Here is a 19,519-nt window from a genome sequence, read left to right as displayed (position 1 = left end):
GCCGCCAAAGTAACCGGGCCGCGCGCACCCCGCAGACCAGGCACACCACCCTCAGAGCACCCGTGCACCCCATTTGCAGTCGGCCGAATCGCGCTCAGATCACCCCTCGGTAAGCTGACGGCATGACAGGACAAGTGCGTACCGTCGACGGCCGCGTGGCCGGCCGGCGTGGGCAGGCGACCCGGCAGAAGCTGCTCGACTGCCTCAGCGAGATGCTCAGCTCCTCCCCGTACCGGGACGTCAAGGTCATCGATGTCGCCCGGAAGGCGGGCACTTCGCCCGCGACCTTCTACCAGTACTTCCCGGACGTCGAAGGCGCCGTCCTGGAGATCGCCGAGCAAATGGCCGCCGAGGGCGCCGGGTTGACCGAGCTGCTCGAAGGCCGCTCCTGGGCCGGCAAGTCCGGGTGGCAGACCGCGCAGGAACTCGTCGACGGCTTCCTGGAGTTCTGGCGGAAGAACGACGCGATCCTGCGGGTGGTCGACCTCGGCGCGGCCGAGGGGGACAAACGGTTCTACAAGATCCGGATGAAGATCCTGAACTCGGTGAACAACTCCCTCGCGGACTCCATCGCCGAACTGCAGGCCAAGGGCAGGGTCGACAAGGACGTGAACCCCGCGGCCGTGGCCGGTTCGCTGGTCGCGATGCTCGCGGCGGTGGCCGCCCACCAGAAGGGTTTCTCCTCCTGGGGGGTGAAACAGGCCGAACTGAAGCCGAATCTGGCTCTGTTGGTCCACCTGGGCGTGACGGGCAGAAAGCCGAGCAAGTAGCCCTTTTCCTCTTCTTTCCCCAAGTCCTGTCTGGCAGGCGGTGGTTCGCGCGCTGACCCGCGACGAGCCACCGCCTGCACTGCTATGCGGGCAGCGGCCGGTCCCGTACGACGTGCTTCATCACCAGCGTGGACGTCAGCCGCTGGACGCCCGGCAGGGTGGCGAGCCGGTCGTCGTACAGCCGCTGGAAGGCGGCGAGGTCGGCGGTGGCGACGCGGAGCAGGTAGTCGGGCTCGCCGAACAGCCGCTGGGCGTCCAGCACATGCTCCAGTTCGCTGACCGCCCGCTCGAACTCGGCCACCGTGTCCCGGTCCTCCTGCCGCATGGACACGAAGACCAGCGCCTCGAAGTTCAGCCCGAGCGCGGCCGGGTCCACCACGGCCCGGTATCCCTCGATGGCGCCGGAGCGCTCCAGCTCGCGCAGCCGCCGGTGGCAGGGCGAGACGCTCAGCCGCACCCGCGCGGCCAGCTCGGTCACGGTCAGCCGCCCGTCCTGTTGCAGCTCGGCAAGGATTTTCCGGTCCACGTCGTCCATGAGACAGATCTTCCCCCGAAAGCCCGGACCGGAGGAAAACTTCGGGAACACTTTCGCCCTCTTCACGCCTAATGTCCCCACCATGGACTCGGGACTGCTCTTCTCCTTCCTCGCCGTTGACCTGCTGCTGGTGTGCGTACCGGGGGCCGACTGGGCGTACGTCATCGCGACCGCCCTGCGCGGCCGTCCGGTGCCCCGCGCGGTGGCCGGTCTGGTCTCGGGGTACGCCGTGCACACGGCCCTCGCGACGGCGGGGCTGGCGGTCCTGGTGGCGGGCTCGCCCAAGCTGCTGACCGCTCTGACGGTCGCGGGCGCCGGGTACCTGCTGTGGCTGGGCTGGGGCGTGCTGCGCCGCCCGGCGGTGCCGGGGGAGCCAAGGACGCAGGCCGGGCCGGGGACCGGCGAGGGGCGGCTCTTCCTGCGGGGGGCCACGATCAGCGGCCTGAACCCCAAGGGCCTGCTGCTCTACCTCTCGGTCCTTCCCCAGTTCCTCACCCTGCACGGCCCCCACCTGCCCGTCCCGGCCCAGACGGCGGCCCTCGGGCTGCTCCACATGGCGTGCTGCGCGGTGGTGTACCTGACGGTCGGCGTCCTGGCGCGTGCGCTGCTGTCCGCCCGCCCGGCGGCGGCCCGGATGGTGACGCGGACGTCGGGCGCGGCGATGCTGGGCATCGGCGCGGTGCTCCTGGCGGAGCGCCTGGCCACGCTGTAGCGCACCGGCCCGGCACCGCCCGGGCACCCTGGTGCCCCGGCAGGCGACGTTTGCCCGTCACGGAGCGGCGTCCGGTGCGTGCTGTCGGCGTGCCGGCCGGAAGTCCTCGTACTGGGCGTACCTGGGCTTTCGGCCGGTGCGGCGAGTGGGGGCACCCCCCGCGCAGCGGGGGAGCGTGCCGGGCGTCGCGACGGGGCGAACGTTGCCTGCCCGGGCACTAGGGAGCGGCGGTGAGCCGGAACAGGCGGATCTGCCTCGTCACCCGCTCCTGGTACGCGGCGTACGGCGGCCAGAACGCCACCGCCGCCCGCCAGGCCGCCGCCCGCTCCCGCCCCGTCAGCAGGCGGGCGGTGACCGGGATGTCCCGCCCCGCCCAGCTGATCGAGGCGTCCGGGTGGACGAGCAGGTTGTACGTCCAGGCGGGATGACCCGTACGGCCGAAGTTGGAGCCGACGAGCAGCCAGCTCCTTCCGTCCTCCTCCGGCATGCAGGCCAGCGGAGTCCGGCGGGGCTGTCCGCTGCGGGCGCCGGTGGACGTGAGGATCACGCCGGGCAGCAGCCGGGCGCTGAGCAGCACCCTGCCCCGGGTGAGCCGGTGGACGGCCCGGTCCAGCGCCGGGACCACATGCGGGGCGACCTTGGCGAACCCCCGCGTGGCGGACACCCTCTGCACCATCCGGACGCCGATCACACCGCCACCTCCCCGCCCCCGAAGAGCCCGGCCGCCTTCGCCGCCCGGTCGCGCAACCGGTGCGGCGGCCCGAACAGCAACTCGTCCCCGGCCGCCCGCTTGAAGTACAGGTGCGCGTCGTGCTCCCAGGTGAAACCGATCCCGCCGTGCAACTGGATGCCCTCGGCGGCGGCCGACCACAACGCCTCCAGCCCCTGCGCGAGCGCGAGCCCGCCGTCCCCGGGGACCGGCTGCGCCGAGGAGAGCCGTGCGGGTGGCGCGGGCGGGAAACCGGACGCCGGCGGCGAAGCCGAGGCGGACCCCGCTCCCGCGCCGCAGGCCCACGCCGCGTAGTACGCCGCCGAGCGCGCCGCCTGCACCGCCACGTACACGTCGGCCAGCCGGTGCTTCACCGCCTGGAAGGAGCCGACGGGCCGTCCGAACTGCTCGCGCTGCCCGACGTACTCCACCGTCCGCTCCAGCACCCGGTCGGCCGCCCCGACGGCCTCGCAGGCGAGCACGGCGGCGACCGGCTCCCCGAGCGCCGCGAGCGCCGGCAGCACCTCCGCCCCGTCCTCGCCCAGCAACTCCGCGCGGACGTCCCGCAGTTGGATCCGCGCCTGGGGCCGGGTCGCGTCCAGGGCGGTCTGCCGTACGCGTACGACCCCGCCCGCGTCCCCCGGCACGAGGAACAGCCGGGTGCGGGACCGGGCGTAGCCTCCCGTGTGCGCCGCCACGACCAGCAGCCCGGCGCTGTGCCCGTCCAGGACCTGGTCCACCTGGCCGTACAGCAGCCATCCGTCCGCCGCGGGCCGCGCCTGCACTCCCCCGGCCCGCCCGCCCCCGGCGGCGTACCGACCGTTCCCGCCGGTCAGCGCGAGCGCGGTGGCGAGGTCGGGTCCGGCCACGGCGAGGGTGGCGGTGAGGGCGCCGGTGGCGAGGCGGGGCAGCAGGGCGGCGCGCTGGGCCTGCGTGCCGAGGGCGAGGACGAGGGGCGCGGCGAGCACGGCGGTGGCGAGGAGCGGTGAGGGGGCGAGCGCCCGGCCGGTCTCCTCGCAGGCGAGGGCCAGTTCGGTCACCGTGCAGCCGACCCCGCCGTACCGCTCGGGCAGGGCGAGGCCCGGCAGCCCGAGCCGGTCGGCGAGGTCGGACCAGAGGGCGGGGTCGTGTCCGGCGGGGGCGGCGAGAGCGGCGCGCAGGTCGCCGGGGCCGCAGCGCTTGCGGAGGAGCTCGCGCAGGGTGCGCCGGATCTCCTCCTGTTCGGCGGTGAGACGCGTGTCCATTGCTTCTCCCTGCTTTCCCCTCGGCCCTTCCCACGGGATCTGACGGGCCGTCATATTAGGAGGGTCGAAGCGAGATGCCCAGGGGACGGGACCGCTCATGACAGACGGAAGGCCGCCCATGACAGACGGAAGGCCGCTCATGACAGCCGGGAGCCGGAAAGTCGCCGTGGTCGGGGTGGCGCTGTCGGACTGCGGGCGGGTGGCGGACGCGACGCCGTACGCCCTGCACGCGCAGGCGGCCCGCCGCGCCCTCACGGACGCGGGACTGGACCGCTCGGTGGTCGACGGCTTCGCCTCCGCCGGGCTCGGCACGCTGGCCCCGGCCGAGGTCGCCGAGTACCTGGGCCTGCGCCCCACCTGGGTCGACTCCACCTCGGTCGGCGGCGCGACCTGGGAGGTGATGGCGGCGCACGCGGCGGACGCGATCGCGGCGGGCCACGCGCGCGCCGTCCTGCTCGTCTACGGCTCCACGGCCCGCGCCGACATCAGGGCGGGCCGCCGGACGGGCGAGCTGTCCTTCGGCGCCCGCGGCCCCCTGCAGTTCGAGGTCCCCTACGGGCACACCCTGATCGCCAAGTACGCGATGGCCGCCCGCCGCCACATGATCGAACACGGCACGTCCGTCGAGCAGCTGGCCGAGGTCGCGGTGCAGGCCCGGGCCAACGCGGCGCTGAACCCGGAGGCGATGTTCCGGGACCCGGTCACGGTGGACGACGTCCTCGCCGGCCCGGTGATCGCCGACCCGTTCACCAAGCTGCACTGCTGCATCCGCTCGGACGGCGGCGCGGCGGTCCTGCTGGCGGCCGAGGAGTACGTACGGGACTGCCGTACGGAACCCGTCTGGATCCTCGGCACCGGCGAGCACGTCTCGCACGCGGCGATGTCCGCGTGGGAGGACTTCACGGTCTCCCCGGCGGCGGTCAGCGGCCGGCTCGCCTTCGAGCGGGCCGGGGTGCGCCCGGCCGAGATCGACTTCGCCGAGATCTACGACGCCTTCACCTACATGGCCCTGGTGACCCTGGAGGATCTGGGCTTCTGCGGGAAGGGCGAGGGTGGGGCGTTCGTGGAGAAGGGCCGGCTGCTGGTGCGGGGCGGGCAGCTGCCGGTGAACACGGACGGGGGCGGGCTGTCGGCCCAGCACCCCGGGATGCGGGGGCTGTTCCTGCTCGTGGAGGCGGTGCGGCAGCTGCGCGGGGAGGCGGGCGAACGGCAGGTGCGGGCAAGGGACGGGGACCTGCCCCGGCTCGGGGTCGCCTCGGGGACGGGGGGCTGGTTCTGTTCGTCCGGGACGGTGGTGCTCGGCCGGAACTGATCCCCCGCCGGGCCGCCCGGGAAGACGACTCCCGCCGGCCGGTGTTGTCACCGGCCACGGACGAGCCGCAGGAGGAGACCTTCATGGCGTTGACCCGTGCACAGCGAGAGGCGTTCCTGGCCGAGCCGCACATCGCCGCGCTGGCGGTGGACGCGGGGCAGGGGCGGGCGCCGCTGACGGTGCCGATCTGGTACCGGTACGAGCCCGGCGGGGACGTGTGGATCATGACGGGGCGGGAGTCCCGCAAGTACGCCCTGATCAGCGAGGCAGGCCGGTTCTCGCTGATGATCGACCGGCTGGAGCCGACGATCAGGTACGTGTCGGTGGAGGGCCCCGTGGTGAGGACGGCCCCGGCGACGATCGAGGAGCTGCGGGAGATGTCGGCGCGCTACCTGCCGGCCGAGAAGGTGGCCGGCTACGTCGACTTCGCCTGGAAGAACCACGGGGAGCAGGTGGTGGCCCATATGCGTCCGCAGCGGTGGGTGTCGTCGGATCTCGGCCGGGTGTGAGCGCGCGAGTGTGAGCATGGGGGCATGGGAACTGATCTTCCGGCGCTGCTGAGGTCCCTGCGCGTGTGGGACCCGGAGACGACGACGCTGCCCGCCTTCGACCCGGCCACCGCCCCGCCGACGCCCCTGCTGCTGTTCACGGACTGGTTCGCGCAGGCGGTGGCGGCGGGGCAGCCCGAGCCGCACACGATGTCGCTGGCCACGGTGGACGAGGAGGGGCGGCCGGACGTGCGGACGGTGATGCTGCACGGCGCCGACGCGGACGCCTGGTCCTTCGCCTCGCACCGCACCAGCCGCAAGGGCCGGGCCCTGGCCGCGCACCCGTACGCGGCGCTGGCCTTCTACTGGCCGGTGCTGGGCCGCCAGGTCAGGGTGCGCGGACCGGTGACGGCGGCGCCCTCGGCCGAGAGCCAGGCCGATCTGCACGCCCGCTCCACGGGCGCGCTGGCCGCGGCCCTCACCGGCCGGCAGAGCGAGGAGCTGACCTCGGCCGAGGAACTGCGCCACGCCTCCCAGGCCGCCTGGGCCCGCGCCCGCGCCAACCCGGCCGAGCCGTCCCCGACCTGGACCCTGTACCGGCTGCACCCGGAGTCGGTGGAGTTCTTCCAGGGCGACGCGGAGCGGCGGCATGTGCGGCTGGAGTACCAGAGCACGCAGTTCGGCTGGCGCAGGGTGCTTCTGTGGCCCTGAGGGCGGCGTCCTTGCGGGCGCGCACGCCTCACCCCTGGTCGTCGCCGAACCGCCACACGGCGAAGTCCGCCACCGGGCGGTAGCCGATGCGCTGGTACAGCCCGTTGCTGGTGGGGTTGGCGAGGTCGGTGAAGAGCACCACCTCCGTGGCCCCCGCGGCCCGCGCGGCCCGGCTCACCTCCGCCGTGGCCGCGCCCGCGTAGCCCCGGCCGCGCAGCCCGGCCGGGGTGTAGACGGGGGCGACGCGGACCTGGCCGGCGATCTCGGGGGTGGCGCCGGCCAGGGAGACGGGGGTGCCGTCGGGTGTCTCCCAGAGGGTCGCGCCGCGCTGCGCGATGCGGGCGTCGGCCCACGCGCCCGGGTCCTGGGTGGCCTCCTGTCCGGCGTCCCGCATGAAATCGCCGTACCAGCGGGCCAGCAGCTCCCGGTCCCCGGCGTCCGCGATCCTGGCACGGCCCTCGGGGGCCGGCTCCGGTACGGTCAACTCGGCCAGCTGGTACAGCCGTTGCCGCTGGCGCAGCGCGGCCGCCGTGCCCGTCCGGCGCCGCCAGGCCGCCGCGAGGGCCTCAGCCGTGTCCTGCGGGCCCGAGACGCCGGGGGCGGGATGGTCCAGGTCCGCGAGCCGGGCCGCCAGGGCGTCGGCCTCGGTGGGGGTGAGCGCGGTGACGTGGAGCGGGAAGGGCGGGGTGTGGAGCAGGACCGCGCGGACGGCACCGTCCGGGCCGCCCCCGTCGTACAGGACGCCGAAGAGGGGGTCCGCGGCGCCGTAGACGTGCGGGCCGCGCCGGCGAAGGGTGTCCGTCACCGTCAGCGGGACGGTGTGCAGCGCCGGCCTGGAGTGCAGGAAGCCGCCCGCGCGGGCGAGGAACGCGTCGACGTCGTCGGTGAGATGCCAGTTCTCGGGGCTCATGCGCCCCCATCATCCGGCTCGCCGCCGGGCTCGAACACCGGTTTTCCGTCCTGGTACGCCACCCGCAGCGCCATCCCGGCGGCCAGGGCCCGCGGCGCGCAGCGCACGACCTGCGTCATCATCCGCGGTCCCTCCGCCAGGTCGACCACGGCGGCGACGTACGGTGTGCGCTCGCCGAAGGGCGGCAGGTCGTTGCGGTGGACGGTGGACCACGTGTAGAGGGTGGCCCGGCCGCTCGCCTCCTGCCAGGTCACGTCCTCGCTCCAGCAGTGCGGGCAGAACTCGCGGGGGTAGTGGTGGGCCCGGCCGCAGGCGCCGCAGCGGCGGATCAGCAGCCGGCCGCGCGCGGCCGCCTCCCAGTAGGGGCGGGTGAAGGCGTCGGGCTCCGGCAGGTCGTGGCGCGCGGCGCTCACCGGAACCACCCCAGCCAGGCGTCGAGGGACCAGCTCTGCCAGGCCATCGCGAACAGGCCGACGAGCGAGATCAGGGCCATCATCGAGTTCTGCCCCTGCTCCGCCCAGTCGTGGATCATGAGGACGAAGTAGAGCGCGTTCAGCAGCAGGCCGCCGGCCAGCGCGACCGGCGTGAGGAAGCCGAGGATCAGGCCGAGGCCGAGGGCGAGTTCGGCGTAGGCGACGACGTACGCCATCAGCCGCGGCCGCGGTCCGACGACCGTCGCGAAGCCGGTCCGCACCGGCGCCCAGCGGTGCTTGTCCGCGATCTCCGCCGCCCACGCGATGCCGCTGCCCCGCTCGAACCAGGCCTTCTTGTCCTTGTGCCGCCAGCTCTCCAGCCACCACAGCCCGAGGCCGATCCGCAGCACGGCGAGCCACTGGGCACCGTCCAGCCATATGGAGTCCATGACATCTGACGGTACGTCAGATGTCTGTCGAAGCCCACCCGTGCGTCCGCCTCGGTGGCCGACGCCGTCGGCGCTCTGGTTCTTCACCGGTTGCGAACCGTTCCCGTACACGCGTGATCAATCCGCAACCAATTCCGGTCTTGACCGAGACCCATCAAGCGGGTGGGTGAATACGCTCCGAGCATGGCCCACTCACGTTCCGCGTCCACCGCCGCATCCGCCGCCGTCCCACCGGGCCCGTCCCCGGCCCCGGCCGCCCACCCGGTGTACGTCATCGGCGGCGGTCCGGGCGGCCTGGCGGCCGCGTACGCGCTGCGGGCGCGGGGCGTGCGGGCGGTCGTCCTGGAGAAGGCGGACGCGGTGGGCGCCTCCTGGCGGGGCCACTACGACCGCCTCCGGCTGCACACCACACGGCGGCTGTCCGCCCTGCCGGGCCTGCGGATCCCCCGCCGGTTCGGGCGCTGGGTCGCCCGCGACGACCTGGTCCGCTACCTGGAGAAGTACGCCGAGCACCACGAGCTGGAGATCGTCACCGGCGTGGAGGTCTTCCGCGTCGAGCGGGCCCCGGACGGCGGCGGCTGGCTGCTGCGCGCCTCCGGCGGCCGTGAGCTGACCGGCAGCGCGGTCGTCGTCGCCACCGGCTACAACCACACCCCGCACCTGCCCGACTGGCCGGGCCGCGAGGGCTACACAGGCGAGCTGCTGCACGCGGCCGAGTACCGCGACGCCGGGCCCTACGCCGGCCGGGACGTGCTGGTCGTCGGCGCCGGCAACACCGGTGCCGAGATCGCCGTGGACCTGGTCGCGGGCGGGGCGGCGCGGGTGCGGCTGGCGGTGCGCACCGCCCCGCACATCCTGCGCCGCTCGACGCTCGGCTGGCCCGCCCAGTACACGGGCGTGCTGGTACGGCGGCTCCCGGCGGGCCTCGTGGACCGGCTGGCCGGGCCGTTCACCAGGGCCACCACACCGGACCTGACCGCGCACGGGCTGCCGCGCCCGGACACCGGCCTGTACAGCAGGGTCCGGCAGGGCGCGATCCCGGTGCAGGACGCCGGCCTGATCGACGCCGTGCGCGCCGGCAGGGTGGAGATCGTGGCCGCCGTCGACTCCTTCGAGGGCGGGAACCCCGCAAGGGTCGTCCTCGCCGACGGCAGCCGGATCGAGCCCGACGCGGTGATCGCGGCGACGGGGTACGCGCGGGGGCTTCGGGAGCTGGTCGGGCATCTCGACGTGCTCGACGGGCGCGGCCTGCCGGTCGTACGCGGCGGCCGCAGCCCCGCGCAGGCGCCCGGCCTGTACTTCACCGGATTCACCAACCCGATCAGCGGGATGCTGCGGGAGCTGGCGCTGGACGCCGGACGGATCGCGAAGGCCGTCGCCAGGCACACCCGCCGGTGACTTCCAAGGCCCGACCAGTTCCTGACTGTGCGTCATTTCAGTAATCTGACACGGCGTCAGTTTACTTCTGCTGTCTCACAGGAGCGGGGCGGACCGATGCTTGGATCAACCCACGGCACCCTCACCACCGACTCCCGCCGGGCCCGGGTCATCGCGTGCGGCGATCAGCGGCCCGGCCCCGCGGTCCACGGCCGGGCCCGCGACCTCGATGTCAGCGGTCGCCCGCTGTACGCGGACGTCCCGGACCTCACCCGCTTCTTCCGCCCCGGGTCCGTCGCCGTGATCGGCGCCTCGGACGCCGAGGGCCGGCCGAACACCGGGATCACCCGGCAGCTGCTGGCCTGGGCCGAGCGGGTCGGGGCGCGGGTGCACCCGGTGCACCCCACCCGCCCGTCCGTCTTCGGCGTCCCCTGTGCCGCCTCCGTCGCCGAACTCCCGGCCGGCCAGGTCGACCTGGCCGTCCTCCTGGTGGCCGACCCGCTCCCCGTGATCGAGGAACTGGCCGACGCCAAGGTGAGGTTCGCCGTCGCCTTCGCCTCGGGCTTCGCCGAGACGGGCGAGGCCGGCGCGGCGGCGCAGGAGCGGCTGGCGGACGCCGTACGCCGCTCGGGCCTGCGCCTGCTCGGTCCGAACACCAACCTGAACGCCTTCGAGCCCGTCCGCGAGGACCTGACCGGCCCGGCGATCGCGCTGATCACCCAGTCCGGCCACCAGGGCCGTCCGGTCTTCTCGCTGCAGGAGCTGGGCATCCGCCTGTCCCACTGGGCGCCCACCGGCAACGAGGCCGATCTGGAGAGCGCCGACTTCATCTCGTACTTCGCCGAACAGCCCGAGGTCGGCGCCATCGCCTGTTACGTGGAGGGCCTGAAGGACGGCCGCGCCTTCCTGCTGGCCGCCGACCGCGCCGCCCGCCGCGGGGTGCCGGTGGTCGCGGTGAAGGTGGGCCGCACCGAGGCCGGCGCGCGCACGGCCGCCTCGCACACCGGCAAGCTGACCGGCGCGGACGAGGTGGTGGACGCGGCGATGCGGCAGTACGGGGTCGTCCGGGTCGACGCGCTGGACGAACTCCAGGACACCGCCGCCCTGTTGGCGCGGGCGCGGGCCCCGCTGGCGGACGGGGTGGCCGTCTACTCGATCTCCGGCGGCACGGGCGCGCACGTCGCCGACCTGGCCGCCGGGATGGGGCTGAGCCTGCCGAGGCTGTCGGACGAGCGCCAGGCGCAGCTGCACCAGTGGATACCGGGGTACCTGAGCGTGGCCAACCCGGTCGACAACGGCGGGCACCCGGTGGGCGACCGGCGCGGCCGGCAGATCATCGACGCGCTCCTGGCCGATCCGTCGATCGGGGTCCTTCTCTGCCCGGTGACCGGGCCCTTCCCGCCGCTCAGCGACCGGCTCGCGGCGGACCTGGTGGCAGCGGCCGAGGAGACGGACAAGCTGGTCTGCGTGGTGTGGGGCTCCCCGGTGGGCACGGAGCCGGCGTACCGCGAGACCCTGCTGGGCTCGTCCCGCGTGGCGACGTTCCGCACGGTGGGCAACTGCCTGGCGGCCGTGCGCGCGTGGCTGGACCACCACGCCTTCGTGAGCGACTACCGCTCCCCCTTCGACGAGGCCCCGCGCACGCCCTCCCCCTCCTGTCGCAAGGCGCAGGCCCTGCTCAGCCCCGGCCGGCAGCTCAGCGAGCACGCGGCCAAGCAACTGCTGCGCGCCTACGGCATCCGGGTCCCGCGCGAGCAGCTGGTCACCAGCGCGGCGGCGGCCGTACGCGCCGCCGCGCAGATCGGTTACCCCGTGGTGATGAAGGCCTCGGGCGCCCAGATCGCCCACAAGACCGAACTGGGCCTCGTGAAGATCGGCCTGACCTCGGCCAGCCAGGTGCGCGACGCCTACCGCGAGCTGACCGACATCGCCCGCTACGAAGGTGTCCCGCTGGACGGGATCCTCGTGTGCCAGATGGTCGGACAGGGCGTGGAGATGGTCGTCGGGGTCACCCACGACGACCTGTTCGGCCCGACCGTGACGGTGGGCCTCGGCGGCATCCTGGTCGAGGTGCTGCGCGACGCGGCGGTCCGCGTCCCGCCCTTCGGCGAGGACCAGGCCCGCGCCATGCTCGCCGAGCTGCGCGGCCGGGCCCTGCTGGACGGTGTCCGGGGCCGCCCGCCGGCCGACCGCGAGGCGCTGGTGGAGGTGGTCCTGCGGGTCCAGCGCATGGCGCTCGAACTCGGCGACCGCGTCGCCGAGCTGGACATCAACCCGCTGCTGGTACTGCCGCGGGGGCAGGGCGCGGTGGCGCTGGACGCGCTGGTGGTGTGCCGGTGACCCCCGCCGTCGAGGACGAGGTCAGGGACCGGGTCCACTACGTCACCCTGTGCCGCCCCGAGGCGCTGAACGCCCTCACCCCGGACATGCGGGAGCGGCTGGTCGGGCTGTTCACGGCGGCCTCGGCGGATCCGGGGGTACGGGCGCTGGTGCTGACCGGCACCGGGCGGGGCTTCTGCGCGGGGGCGGACCTGCGGGGCACCGGCGCGGGCGAGCGGCTGCCCGGGGACGTGGCCCGGGTGCTGCGCCGGGGCGCCCAGCGGCTGATCGCGGCCGTGCTGGACTGCGAGAAGCCGGTGATCGCCGCCGTCAACGGCACGGCGGCGGGTCTGGGCGCACATCTGGCGCTCGCCTGCGACCTGGTCCTGGCCGCCGAATCGGCCCGCTTCATCGAGGTGTTCGTCCGCCGGGGCCTGGTGCCGGACGCGGGCGGCGCCTACCTGCTGCCCCGCCTGCTCGGACCGCACCGGGCCAAGGAGCTGATGTTCCTCGGGGACGCGCTTGCCGCGCCGGAGGCCGAGCGGCTGGGCCTGGTCAACCGGGTCGTACCGGACGGGGACCTGGCGCGGACGGCCCGCGCGTGGGCGGCCCGCCTGGCCGCCGGCCCCACCCGCGCCCTGGCTCTGACCAAGCACCTGGTGAACACCTCCCTCGACTCCTCCCGCGCGACCGCCTTCGCCGCGGAGGCCTGGGCCCAGGAGATCAACATGACCACCGAGGACGCCCAGGAGGGCCTGCGGGCGTTCGCGGAGCGCCGCGGCCCGCAGTTCCGGGGAAGGTGAGGCCGCCGGGACTTCTCATCTGACGGTGCGTCAGCTTCAATGGGAGGCGTGATGGGACACGCAGGGGCGGCAGCGGCGGCCGTCCGTTACCTCAGGTCGGCGCCGGGGCCCGTGGAGCCGTTGCCGCGGCCGGAGTTGCGCTGCGTCCGGGAGGACGAGCGGGCCCCGGTGGAGCCGGGCGAGTTCCGCCGGGTGCTCGGGCACTTCGCGACCGGGGTCACGGTCATCACCGCCCCGGCCGCCGCGGGCGAACGGGGCCCCGCCGGGTTCGCCTGCCAGTCCTTCTCCGCCCTCTCCCTCGAACCGCCCCTGGTCTGCTTCCTGGTGGGCCGCGCGTCCACCACCTGGCCGCGCATCGCCCGCGCCGGCGTCTTCTGCGTCAACGTGCTCGGCGCCGGCCAGGGCGAGCTGTGCCGTGCGTTCGCGGTGCGCGGCGCGGACAAGTTCGCGGGGGTCGCGTACGACGCGGCGCCCGTGTCGGGCTCGCCGCGCCTGGCCGGTGCGGCGGCCTGGATCGACTGCGCGGTCCAGGCCGTGCACACCGGGGGCGACCACCTCATCGTCGTGGGACGGGTGTCCGCCCTCGGCGCGGCGGGGGCCGGGGACCCACTCCTCTTCCACCGGGGGCGCTTCGCCCGCCTGGGGCCCGACGGCCCCTGAGCCGCACGCCGGTCCGCCCGCCTCACACCCGGCGTCCCCCGCACCTCAGCCCGGCGCCAACCGCCACAACGACGTCACCTCGGCGGCGCGGGCCGCGTGCAGCGGGTCGTCCCGGCGTTGCGCGCGTGGGTGGCGGGGGCGGGTGTCCAGGCGGCCGAGCACCCTCAGTCCCGCCCGCCCGATCGCCCCGCGCAGCTCGGCGCGGGTCCGCAGGCCCAGGTGTTCGGCGAGGTCGGAGAGGATCAGCCAGCCTTCGCCGCCGGGTTCCAGGTGGGCAGGGAGCCCGGTCAGGAAGGCGTGCGGCCGCCGGGGCGGCGGGAGTTCGCTCTCAGAGCGCCAGCGGGCGGACAGGGGTTCGTCGTTCTCGGTCCAGCGGACCAGGGACACGGCCTGCTCCTCGGGAGGGGGTTCCTGCGTGGGCGGGCACGAGGAACACGTCGCCGAGGACCATGCCGAGTGTCATGAACTTCCCTTTCGTCAAGCGTGCGTTCAGGATACGGCCGGCGCGAGGACCGGTGGGGCCGTGCGGCGGATCACCAGGGACATCAGCGCCGCCGCCGCGCACAGGGCGCCGGAGGCGTACCAGACGAGGTCGTAGGAGCCGAAGACGTCGCGGGCGACGCCGCCGAGGTAGGCGACCAGGGCCGCGCCGATCTGGTGGGAGGCGAGGACCCAGCCGAAGACGATGGCGCTGTCGTCGCCGAACTGCTCGCGGCACAGGGCCAGGGTGGGCGGGACGGTGGCCACCCAGTCGAGGCCGTAGAAGACGATGAAGAAGAGCATCGGCGGGTGGACCGACGGGCCCAGCAGCATCGGCAGGAACAGCAGGGACAGCCCGCGCAGGGCGTAGTACACGGCCAGCAGGCGGCGCGGTTCGAAGCGGTCGGTGAACCAGCCGGAGGCGATCGTGCCGGCCACGTCGAACACGCCGACGACCGCGAGCAGCGAGGCCGCCGTGGTGACCGGCATGCCGTGGTCGTGCTCGGCGGGCACGAAGTGGGTCTGGATCAGGCCGTTGGTGGAGGCACCGCAGATCGCGAAGGTGCCGGCCAGCAGCCAGAAGGTGCCCGTGCGCACGGAGGTCGCGAGGACCCCGAGCGTGCGGCGGGCGGCGCCCGGCACCGGCGGGGGCTTGGGGACGAACTCCGCCGCGCCGTACGGCTTCGCGCCGACGTCCGCCGGGTGGTCCCGGAGCAGCAGCCACACGAAGGGGACGACGGCGAGGGCGGCCAGGGCGACCGTCACGGCCGCCGGGCGCCAGCTGTGGTGCTCCACGATCCAGGACAGCACCGGCAGGAAGATCAGCTGGCCGGAGGCGGACGCGGCGGTGAGGATGCCGCTGACCAGTCCGCGCCGCTCGGTGAACCAGCGGTTGGTGACCGTCGCCGCGAAGGCGAGGGCCATCGAGCCCGAGCCGAGGCCCACCAGCAGGCCCCAGCACAGCCACAGCTGCCAGGCCGCCGTCATCCACACCGTCAGGCCCGAGCCGGCCGCGATCACCGTCAGCGCGACGGCGACCACCTTGCGGATGCCGAAGCGGTCCATCAGCGCGGCGGCGAACGGGGCCGTGAGCCCGTAGAGCGCGAGGTTGAGGGAGACGGCCGCGCCGATCGTGCCGCGCGACCAGCCGAACTCCTGGTGCAGCGGGTCGATCAGCAGGCCGGGCAGGGAGCGGAAGGCGGCCGCGCCGATGATCGTGACGAACGTGACGGCGGCGACGAACCACGCGCGGTGCACGCGCGGACGCCGGGCGGGCGGGGCCGCCCGGACGGGGGCTGCGGCAGGACTTGTCTGAGTCACGTCATACAGCGTCCGCTGTCCGGCCCCGCACAACGAGCGGCCCGGAGGACAGCATTCGCTAGGATCGGGCCATGGACATCGATCGGGCCACGGCCGCTGCCGGCGCCTCCCGCGAGGCTTTCCGTCCGCACCGCGTCGTCGTCCTCGCCCTGGACGGCCTCCTGCCCTTCGAACTGGGCATCCCGCACCGCGTCTTCGGCCGTGCCAGGGACGAGCGGGGCCGGCACCTGTACGAGGTCGTGACCTGCTCGGTGCGCCCGCCGGGACCGGTCGAGACCGACGCGGACTTCTCCGTGCACGTCGCGCACGGCCCCGAGGCGCTGGCCGGGGCCGACACGGTGATCGTCCCGGCGTCGTACGAACTCGGCCCGGTCTTCGAGGAGGGCCGGCTCACCGAGGAGCTGGCCGCCGCCCTCGCCCGCGTCCGCCCCGGCACCCGCCTCGCCTCCATCTGCACCGGCTCTTACGTCCTCGCAGCCGCCGGCCGCCTCGACGGCCGCCCGGCGACCACGCACTGGGCCGAGGCCGAGCACTTCCAGCGGCTCTTCCCGCGCATCGAGGTCGACGCCGACGTGCTGTTCATCGACGACGGCGACGTGCTGACCTCCGCCGGGGTGGCCGCCGGCATCGACCTGTGCCTGCACATGGTGCGCCGCGACTTCGGCACGGCCGTCGCCAACGACGTGGCCCGGCGCATGGTCGTCCCCCCGCACCGCGACGGCGGCCAGGCCCAGTACATCCAGCGCCCGGTCCCCGACCCGCAGCTGGCGACCACGACCGCCGCGCGCGCCTGGGCGCTCGGCCGACTGCACGAGCCGATCCAGCTGCGGGACATGGCCGCGCGGGAGTCCATGTCGGTGCGCACCTTCACCCGCCGCTTCCGCGAGGAGGTCGGCGTCAGCCCCGGCCAGTGGCTCACCCAGCAGCGCGTCGAACGCGCCCGCCATCTGCTGGAGACCACCGACCTGTCCGTCGACCAGGTCGCCGCCGAGGCGGGCTTCGGCACGGCCCAGTCGATGCGCCAGCATCTGCAGCAGGCGCTCGGCGTGACCCCGACCGCCTACCGGCGCACCTTCCGCACGACGGCCGGCAGGGCCGCCTGAGCCGGGCGGGACGGCCCCGGCTCAGAAGGTGAGCACCGCCCGCGCCACCCGTCCCGCCTCGGCGTCCGCCCGCGCCTTCTCGAAGTCCTCCACCGTGTACACCGCCGTCACCAACTCGTCGAGCAGCAGCCGGCCTTGCCGGTACAGCTCGGCGTACAGCGGGATGTCCCGCTGGGGGCGCGAGGAGCCGTAGCGGCAGCCCAGGACGGACTTGTCCAGGTACAGCGAGGAGACGCGGAAGGAGGCCTCGGCGGTGGCCGGCGGGACCCCGAGGAGGACCGCCTGCCCGTGCCGGTCGAGGAGGTCGATGGCCTGCCGGACCAGCTCCACCCGGCCGACGCACTCGAAGACGTGGTCGGCGCCCGTGGGCAGGACGTCCCGCACGCCCTGCGTGGAGGTCAGGAAGTCGGTGGCGCCGAACCGCCGGGCCGCCGCCTCCTTGTCGGGGTTGGCGTCCACGGCGACGATCCGCAGCGCCCCCGCGATCCGCGCGCCCTGGATGACGTTGAGCCCGACCCCGCCGGTGCCGATGACGACGACGCTGTCCCCCCGGTCCACCCGGGCCCGGTTCAGCACGGCCCCCACCCCCGTGAGCACCCCGCAGCCGATGAGCGCGGCGGACGGCAGCGGCAGGTCCGCCGGGATGCGTACCGCCTGGACGGCCCTGACGATCGTGCGCTCGGCGAAGGCCGAGTTGGCGGCGAACTGGTGGACCGGCTCGGTGCCCCGCGTGAACGGCCGGCCGGGGCGGCCGATCGCCTGCCGGCACATGGTCGGCCGGCCCCGGTCGCACTCCGGGCACGCGCCGCAGTTGGCGAGGGTGGACAGCGCCACATGGTCCCCGGGGACGACATGGGTGACCCCGGCACCGACCGCCTCGACCACCCCGGCGCCCTCGTGTCCCAGCACCACCGGCACCGGGAAGGGGATCGTCCCGTCCACCACGGACAGGTCGCTGTGGCACAGCCCCGCCGCCGCGACGGCCACCAGCACCTCACCGGCCCCCGGCTCGCGCACGGCGAGATCGTCGACCACCCGCACCCGCTCGCCGTCGAACACCACTCCGCGCATCACGGGGCCCCCTTGGGCTCTCTGGGCAGGCCGAGCACCCGCTCGGCGATGATCGTGCGCTGGACCTGGTCCGAGCCGCCGTAGACCGTGTCGGCCCGGGAGAAGAGGAACAGGTGCTGGTCCGCGTCGAGTTCGTACGGCGCCGCCGGCGACCACCGCGCCGGGCCCACGCCCGCCTCCGCGCCCCGCACCCGCACCGCCAGCTCGCCCAGCCGCTGGTGCCAGCCGGCCCAGAGCAGCTTGGCCACACTGGGCGCGCCGGGATCGCCGGAGCCGCCGAGGGTGCGCAGGGCGTGCCGGCGCATGGTCCGCAGCTCGGCCCACTGCCGTACGAGCAGCGCCCGTACGACGGGATCGTCCGCGGCGCCGCTCGCCACCGCGGCGCGCACCACCCGCCCCAGCTCCGCGGCGAAGCCGACCTGCTGGGCGAGCGTCGACACGCCTCGCTCGAAGCCCAGCAGGCTCATCGCGACCCGCCAGCCCTGCCCCGCACCCCCGACGACGTGCTCCACGCGCGCGTGCGCCCCGTCGAAGAAGACCTCGTTGAAGTCGCTGGTGCCGGTCATCTGCCGGATCGGCCGGACCTCGATGCGGCCGGGCTGGTCCATGGGGACGAGCAGGAAGCTCAGCCCGTGGTGGCGGCGGGAGTCCGGCTCGGTGCGGGCGAGCACGAAACACCAGTCGGCCTCGTGGGCGAGCGAGGTCCAGATCTTCTGCCCGCTGATCCGGTACCGGTCCCCGTCCCGCACGGCCACGGTACGGATCCCGGCCAGGTCGGAGCCGGCCCCGGGCTCGCTGTACCCCTGGCACCACAGCTCCTCGCCGGCGGCGACGGGCGGCAGGAACCGCTTCTTCTGCTCCGCACCGCCATGCGCGAGGAGCGTGGGCGCGAGCAGGTTCTCCCCGATGTGCCCCGACCGCCCCGGCGCCCCCGACCGCGCGTACTCCTCGGCCCAGACGACCTGCTGGGTGAGCGTGGCGGTGCGGTTGCCGTACCCCGCCTCCGGCCAGCCGATCCCTATCCAGCCGGCGGCACCGAGGGTGCGTTCCCATGTACGGCGGTCGGTCGAGGGGCCGGCGTTGGCCGCCAGCCACGCACGGGCCTGCGCGCGGAACCGCTCGTCCTGCCGGCCGAACTCGAAATCCATAGGTGGACCACCTTCACGTGGGAGGGTCACGGGAGCGTCCCTGAAGGGCGTGAGTCATCGGGCGTTCGGCCGGGCCCCACTGCGCGCCGCCTCTTCCATCGCCAGGAGCTGGGACAGCATCGGCATCGGATCCACCCCGACCGACCCCGGCAGCAACTCCGCGATCCGCTGCGGCGTCCAGGGCCCCTCCCCGTAGACCGAACGCAGTTCCCTGGGTTGCGCCCACACCGCGATCTTCGGCCCCGCGACGGTGTACACCTGCCCGGTGATGCCGAGCGCGGCGGCCCCGTCGGACATCAGGTACACCACCAGCGCGGCCACGTCCTCCGGCTCGCCGATCTCCGTCAGCTCCACGGGGACGTTCGCCGACATCCGCGTACGGGCCACCGGCGCCACCGCGTTCGCGCTCACCCCGTACTTGTGCAGACCCAGCGCCGCGCTGCGGACCAGCGAGATGATCCCGCCCTTCGCCGCGCTGTAGTTGGCCTGGGAGACCGAGCCCTGGTGGTTGCCGCTGGTGAAGCCGATCAGGGTGCCCGAGCGCTGCGCGCGCATCACCGCGGAGGCCGCCCGGAAGACGGTGAACGTGCCCTTGAGGTGGGTGGCGAGCACGGGGTCCCACTCCCGCTCGGTCATGTTGAACAGCATCCGCTCGCGCAGGATCCCGGCGACGCAGACCGCTGCGTCGAGCCGGCCGTACGACGCGAGTGCCGTGTCCACGACCCGCTGTCCGCCCGCCATGGTGGAGATGTCGTCGGCGACCGCGACGGCCTCGCCGCCCGCCGCCTCGATCTCCTTGACGACGGCCTCGGCGACCTCGCTCGTCGGCGCGGTGCCGTCCGTGGTGACGCCGTAGTCGTTGACGACGACCCGCGCGCCCTCGGCGGCGGCCGCCCGCGCGACCGCGCGGCCGATGCCCCGTCCGGCCCCCGTGACAGCGACCACCTTGCCTGCCAAGAAGTTCCCCACGCCCGGCCCCTTCCCA

At 74.5% G+C, this 19,519-nt stretch carries 20 protein-coding genes and 1 pseudogene; 10 read left to right on the top strand and 11 right to left on the bottom strand.

What is annotated here, in order from left to right; all coding sequences use genetic code 11:
- The first annotated feature begins 134 nt into the window (after window positions 1-134).
- On the top strand, window positions 135-770 hold the full coding sequence (locus ACZ60X_RS28280) for a TetR family transcriptional regulator (protein WP_469604351.1): 636 nt from the start codon (window positions 135-137) through the stop codon (window positions 768-770).
- 82 nt (window positions 771-852) lie between these two features.
- Here the strand turns inward: ACZ60X_RS28280 and ACZ60X_RS28275 are convergent, their stop codons facing one another.
- The gene (locus tag ACZ60X_RS28275) at window positions 853-1,305 is read right to left on the bottom strand and encodes an Lrp/AsnC family transcriptional regulator (RefSeq protein WP_469604136.1); all 453 of its coding nucleotides are present in this window, start codon (window positions 1,303-1,305) and stop codon (window positions 853-855) included.
- A gap of 82 nt (window positions 1,306-1,387) precedes the next feature.
- Between ACZ60X_RS28275 and ACZ60X_RS28270 the strand changes: the two genes are divergently transcribed.
- Window positions 1,388-2,017 carry a LysE family translocator gene (locus ACZ60X_RS28270; protein ID WP_469604133.1) on the top strand — a complete coding sequence of 210 codons (630 nt, stop codon included), beginning with the start codon at window positions 1,388-1,390 and terminating at the stop codon, window positions 2,015-2,017.
- A gap of 217 nt (window positions 2,018-2,234) precedes the next feature.
- On the opposite strand, the gene ACZ60X_RS28265 is transcribed toward ACZ60X_RS28270, so the two are convergent.
- Both ACZ60X_RS28265 and ACZ60X_RS28260 read right to left on the bottom strand, forming a co-directional pair.
- Entirely contained in the window at window positions 2,235-2,708 is a 474-nt protein-coding gene (locus tag ACZ60X_RS28265) for a nitroreductase family deazaflavin-dependent oxidoreductase (protein ID WP_469604129.1), read from the bottom strand.
- On the bottom strand, window positions 2,705-3,970 hold the full coding sequence (locus ACZ60X_RS28260; RefSeq protein WP_469604126.1) for an acyl-CoA dehydrogenase family protein: 1,266 nt from the start codon (window positions 3,968-3,970) through the stop codon (window positions 2,705-2,707). Before ACZ60X_RS28260 ends, ACZ60X_RS28265 begins: the two co-directional genes overlap by 4 nt.
- Before the next feature lie 139 nt (window positions 3,971-4,109).
- Here ACZ60X_RS28260 and ACZ60X_RS28255 point away from each other — a divergent pair, with 139 nt between their 5' ends.
- The 3 genes from ACZ60X_RS28255 to ACZ60X_RS28245 all read left to right on the top strand — a co-directional run bounded on the left by ACZ60X_RS28255 (window position 4,110) and on the right by ACZ60X_RS28245 (window position 6,481).
- Window positions 4,110-5,282, top strand: coding sequence for a thiolase C-terminal domain-containing protein (locus ACZ60X_RS28255; RefSeq protein ID WP_469604123.1), 1,173 nt, complete (start codon window positions 4,110-4,112; stop codon window positions 5,280-5,282).
- An 83-nt stretch (window positions 5,283-5,365) separates the two neighbouring features.
- Complete coding sequence (locus ACZ60X_RS28250; RefSeq protein ID WP_469604120.1) at window positions 5,366-5,791, top strand: pyridoxamine 5'-phosphate oxidase family protein; 426 nt, start codon at window positions 5,366-5,368, stop codon at window positions 5,789-5,791.
- A 24-nt stretch (window positions 5,792-5,815) separates the two neighbouring features.
- Window positions 5,816-6,481, top strand: a complete 666-nt coding sequence (locus tag ACZ60X_RS28245; protein ID WP_469604118.1) for a pyridoxine/pyridoxamine 5'-phosphate oxidase — start codon at window positions 5,816-5,818, stop codon at window positions 6,479-6,481.
- 28 nt (window positions 6,482-6,509) lie between these two features.
- Here ACZ60X_RS28245 and ACZ60X_RS28240 read toward each other — a convergent pair whose 3' ends face one another.
- The 3 genes from ACZ60X_RS28240 to ACZ60X_RS28230 are packed head-to-tail and all read right to left on the bottom strand — an operon-like array spanning window position 6,510 to window position 8,253.
- Window positions 6,510-7,391, bottom strand: a complete 882-nt coding sequence (locus tag ACZ60X_RS28240) for a GNAT family N-acetyltransferase (RefSeq protein ID WP_469604115.1) — start codon at window positions 7,389-7,391, stop codon at window positions 6,510-6,512.
- Complete coding sequence (locus ACZ60X_RS28235; protein WP_469604113.1) at window positions 7,388-7,804, bottom strand: Zn-ribbon domain-containing OB-fold protein; 417 nt, start codon at window positions 7,802-7,804, stop codon at window positions 7,388-7,390. Before ACZ60X_RS28235 ends, ACZ60X_RS28240 begins: the two co-directional genes overlap by 4 nt.
- On the bottom strand, window positions 7,801-8,253 hold the full coding sequence (locus ACZ60X_RS28230; RefSeq protein WP_469604109.1) for a DoxX family membrane protein: 453 nt from the start codon (window positions 8,251-8,253) through the stop codon (window positions 7,801-7,803). The genes ACZ60X_RS28235 and ACZ60X_RS28230 overlap by 4 nt, the downstream gene beginning before the upstream one ends.
- Before the next feature lie 183 nt (window positions 8,254-8,436).
- Between ACZ60X_RS28230 and ACZ60X_RS28225 the strand changes: the two genes are divergently transcribed.
- The 4 genes from ACZ60X_RS28225 to ACZ60X_RS28210 all read left to right on the top strand — a co-directional run bounded on the left by ACZ60X_RS28225 (window position 8,437) and on the right by ACZ60X_RS28210 (window position 13,412).
- Window positions 8,437-9,651, top strand: a complete 1,215-nt coding sequence (locus ACZ60X_RS28225) for a flavin-containing monooxygenase (RefSeq protein ID WP_469604106.1) — start codon at window positions 8,437-8,439, stop codon at window positions 9,649-9,651.
- A 96-nt stretch (window positions 9,652-9,747) separates the two neighbouring features.
- Complete coding sequence (locus tag ACZ60X_RS28220; RefSeq protein WP_469604103.1) at window positions 9,748-11,970, top strand: acetate--CoA ligase family protein; 2,223 nt, start codon at window positions 9,748-9,750, stop codon at window positions 11,968-11,970.
- Window positions 11,961-12,752 (top strand): enoyl-CoA hydratase/isomerase family protein, encoded by a 792-nt coding sequence (locus ACZ60X_RS28215; protein WP_469604100.1) that lies wholly within the window; start codon window positions 11,961-11,963, stop codon window positions 12,750-12,752. The genes ACZ60X_RS28220 and ACZ60X_RS28215 overlap by 10 nt, the downstream gene beginning before the upstream one ends.
- Before the next feature lie 51 nt (window positions 12,753-12,803).
- Window positions 12,804-13,412, top strand: a complete 609-nt coding sequence (locus ACZ60X_RS28210; protein ID WP_469604097.1) for a flavin reductase family protein — start codon at window positions 12,804-12,806, stop codon at window positions 13,410-13,412.
- A gap of 45 nt (window positions 13,413-13,457) precedes the next feature.
- On the opposite strand, the pseudogene ACZ60X_RS28205 reads toward ACZ60X_RS28210, so the two are convergent.
- Window positions 13,458-13,712, bottom strand: a pseudogene (locus tag ACZ60X_RS28205) (methyltransferase); the annotation flags it as partial.
- Between the two features lie 189 nt (window positions 13,713-13,901).
- Window positions 13,902-15,212 carry an MFS transporter gene (locus ACZ60X_RS28200; protein ID WP_469604094.1) on the bottom strand — a complete coding sequence of 437 codons (1,311 nt, stop codon included), beginning with the start codon at window positions 15,210-15,212 and terminating at the stop codon, window positions 13,902-13,904.
- Window positions 15,213-15,283: 71 nt separating this feature from the next.
- On the opposite strand from ACZ60X_RS28200, the gene ACZ60X_RS28195 reads away from it, so the two are divergent.
- Window positions 15,284-16,315 carry a GlxA family transcriptional regulator gene (locus ACZ60X_RS28195; RefSeq protein ID WP_469604091.1) on the top strand — a complete coding sequence of 344 codons (1,032 nt, stop codon included), beginning with the start codon at window positions 15,284-15,286 and terminating at the stop codon, window positions 16,313-16,315.
- A gap of 21 nt (window positions 16,316-16,336) precedes the next feature.
- On the opposite strand, the gene ACZ60X_RS28190 is transcribed toward ACZ60X_RS28195, so the two are convergent.
- The 3 genes from ACZ60X_RS28190 to ACZ60X_RS28180 are packed head-to-tail and all read right to left on the bottom strand — an operon-like array spanning window position 16,337 to window position 19,503.
- Window positions 16,337-17,386, bottom strand: coding sequence for an alcohol dehydrogenase catalytic domain-containing protein (locus ACZ60X_RS28190; RefSeq protein ID WP_469604088.1), 1,050 nt, complete (start codon window positions 17,384-17,386; stop codon window positions 16,337-16,339).
- Window positions 17,386-18,534: an acyl-CoA dehydrogenase family protein gene (locus ACZ60X_RS28185; protein WP_469604086.1), complete on the bottom strand. Its 1,149-nt coding sequence runs from the start codon at window positions 18,532-18,534 to the stop codon at window positions 17,386-17,388. Before ACZ60X_RS28185 ends, ACZ60X_RS28190 begins: the two co-directional genes overlap by 1 nt.
- 54 nt (window positions 18,535-18,588) lie before the next feature.
- A complete protein-coding gene (locus ACZ60X_RS28180) occupies window positions 18,589-19,503 on the bottom strand; it encodes an SDR family NAD(P)-dependent oxidoreductase (RefSeq protein WP_469604081.1) in 915 nt (304 codons plus the stop codon).
- Window positions 19,504-19,519 lie beyond the last annotated feature (16 nt).

It is taken from the genome of Streptomyces sp. NPDC104106 (assembly GCF_055584345.1).
Note: the sequence above shows the minus strand (reverse complement) of the source record. Positions and strands in the feature narration are given on the sequence as shown.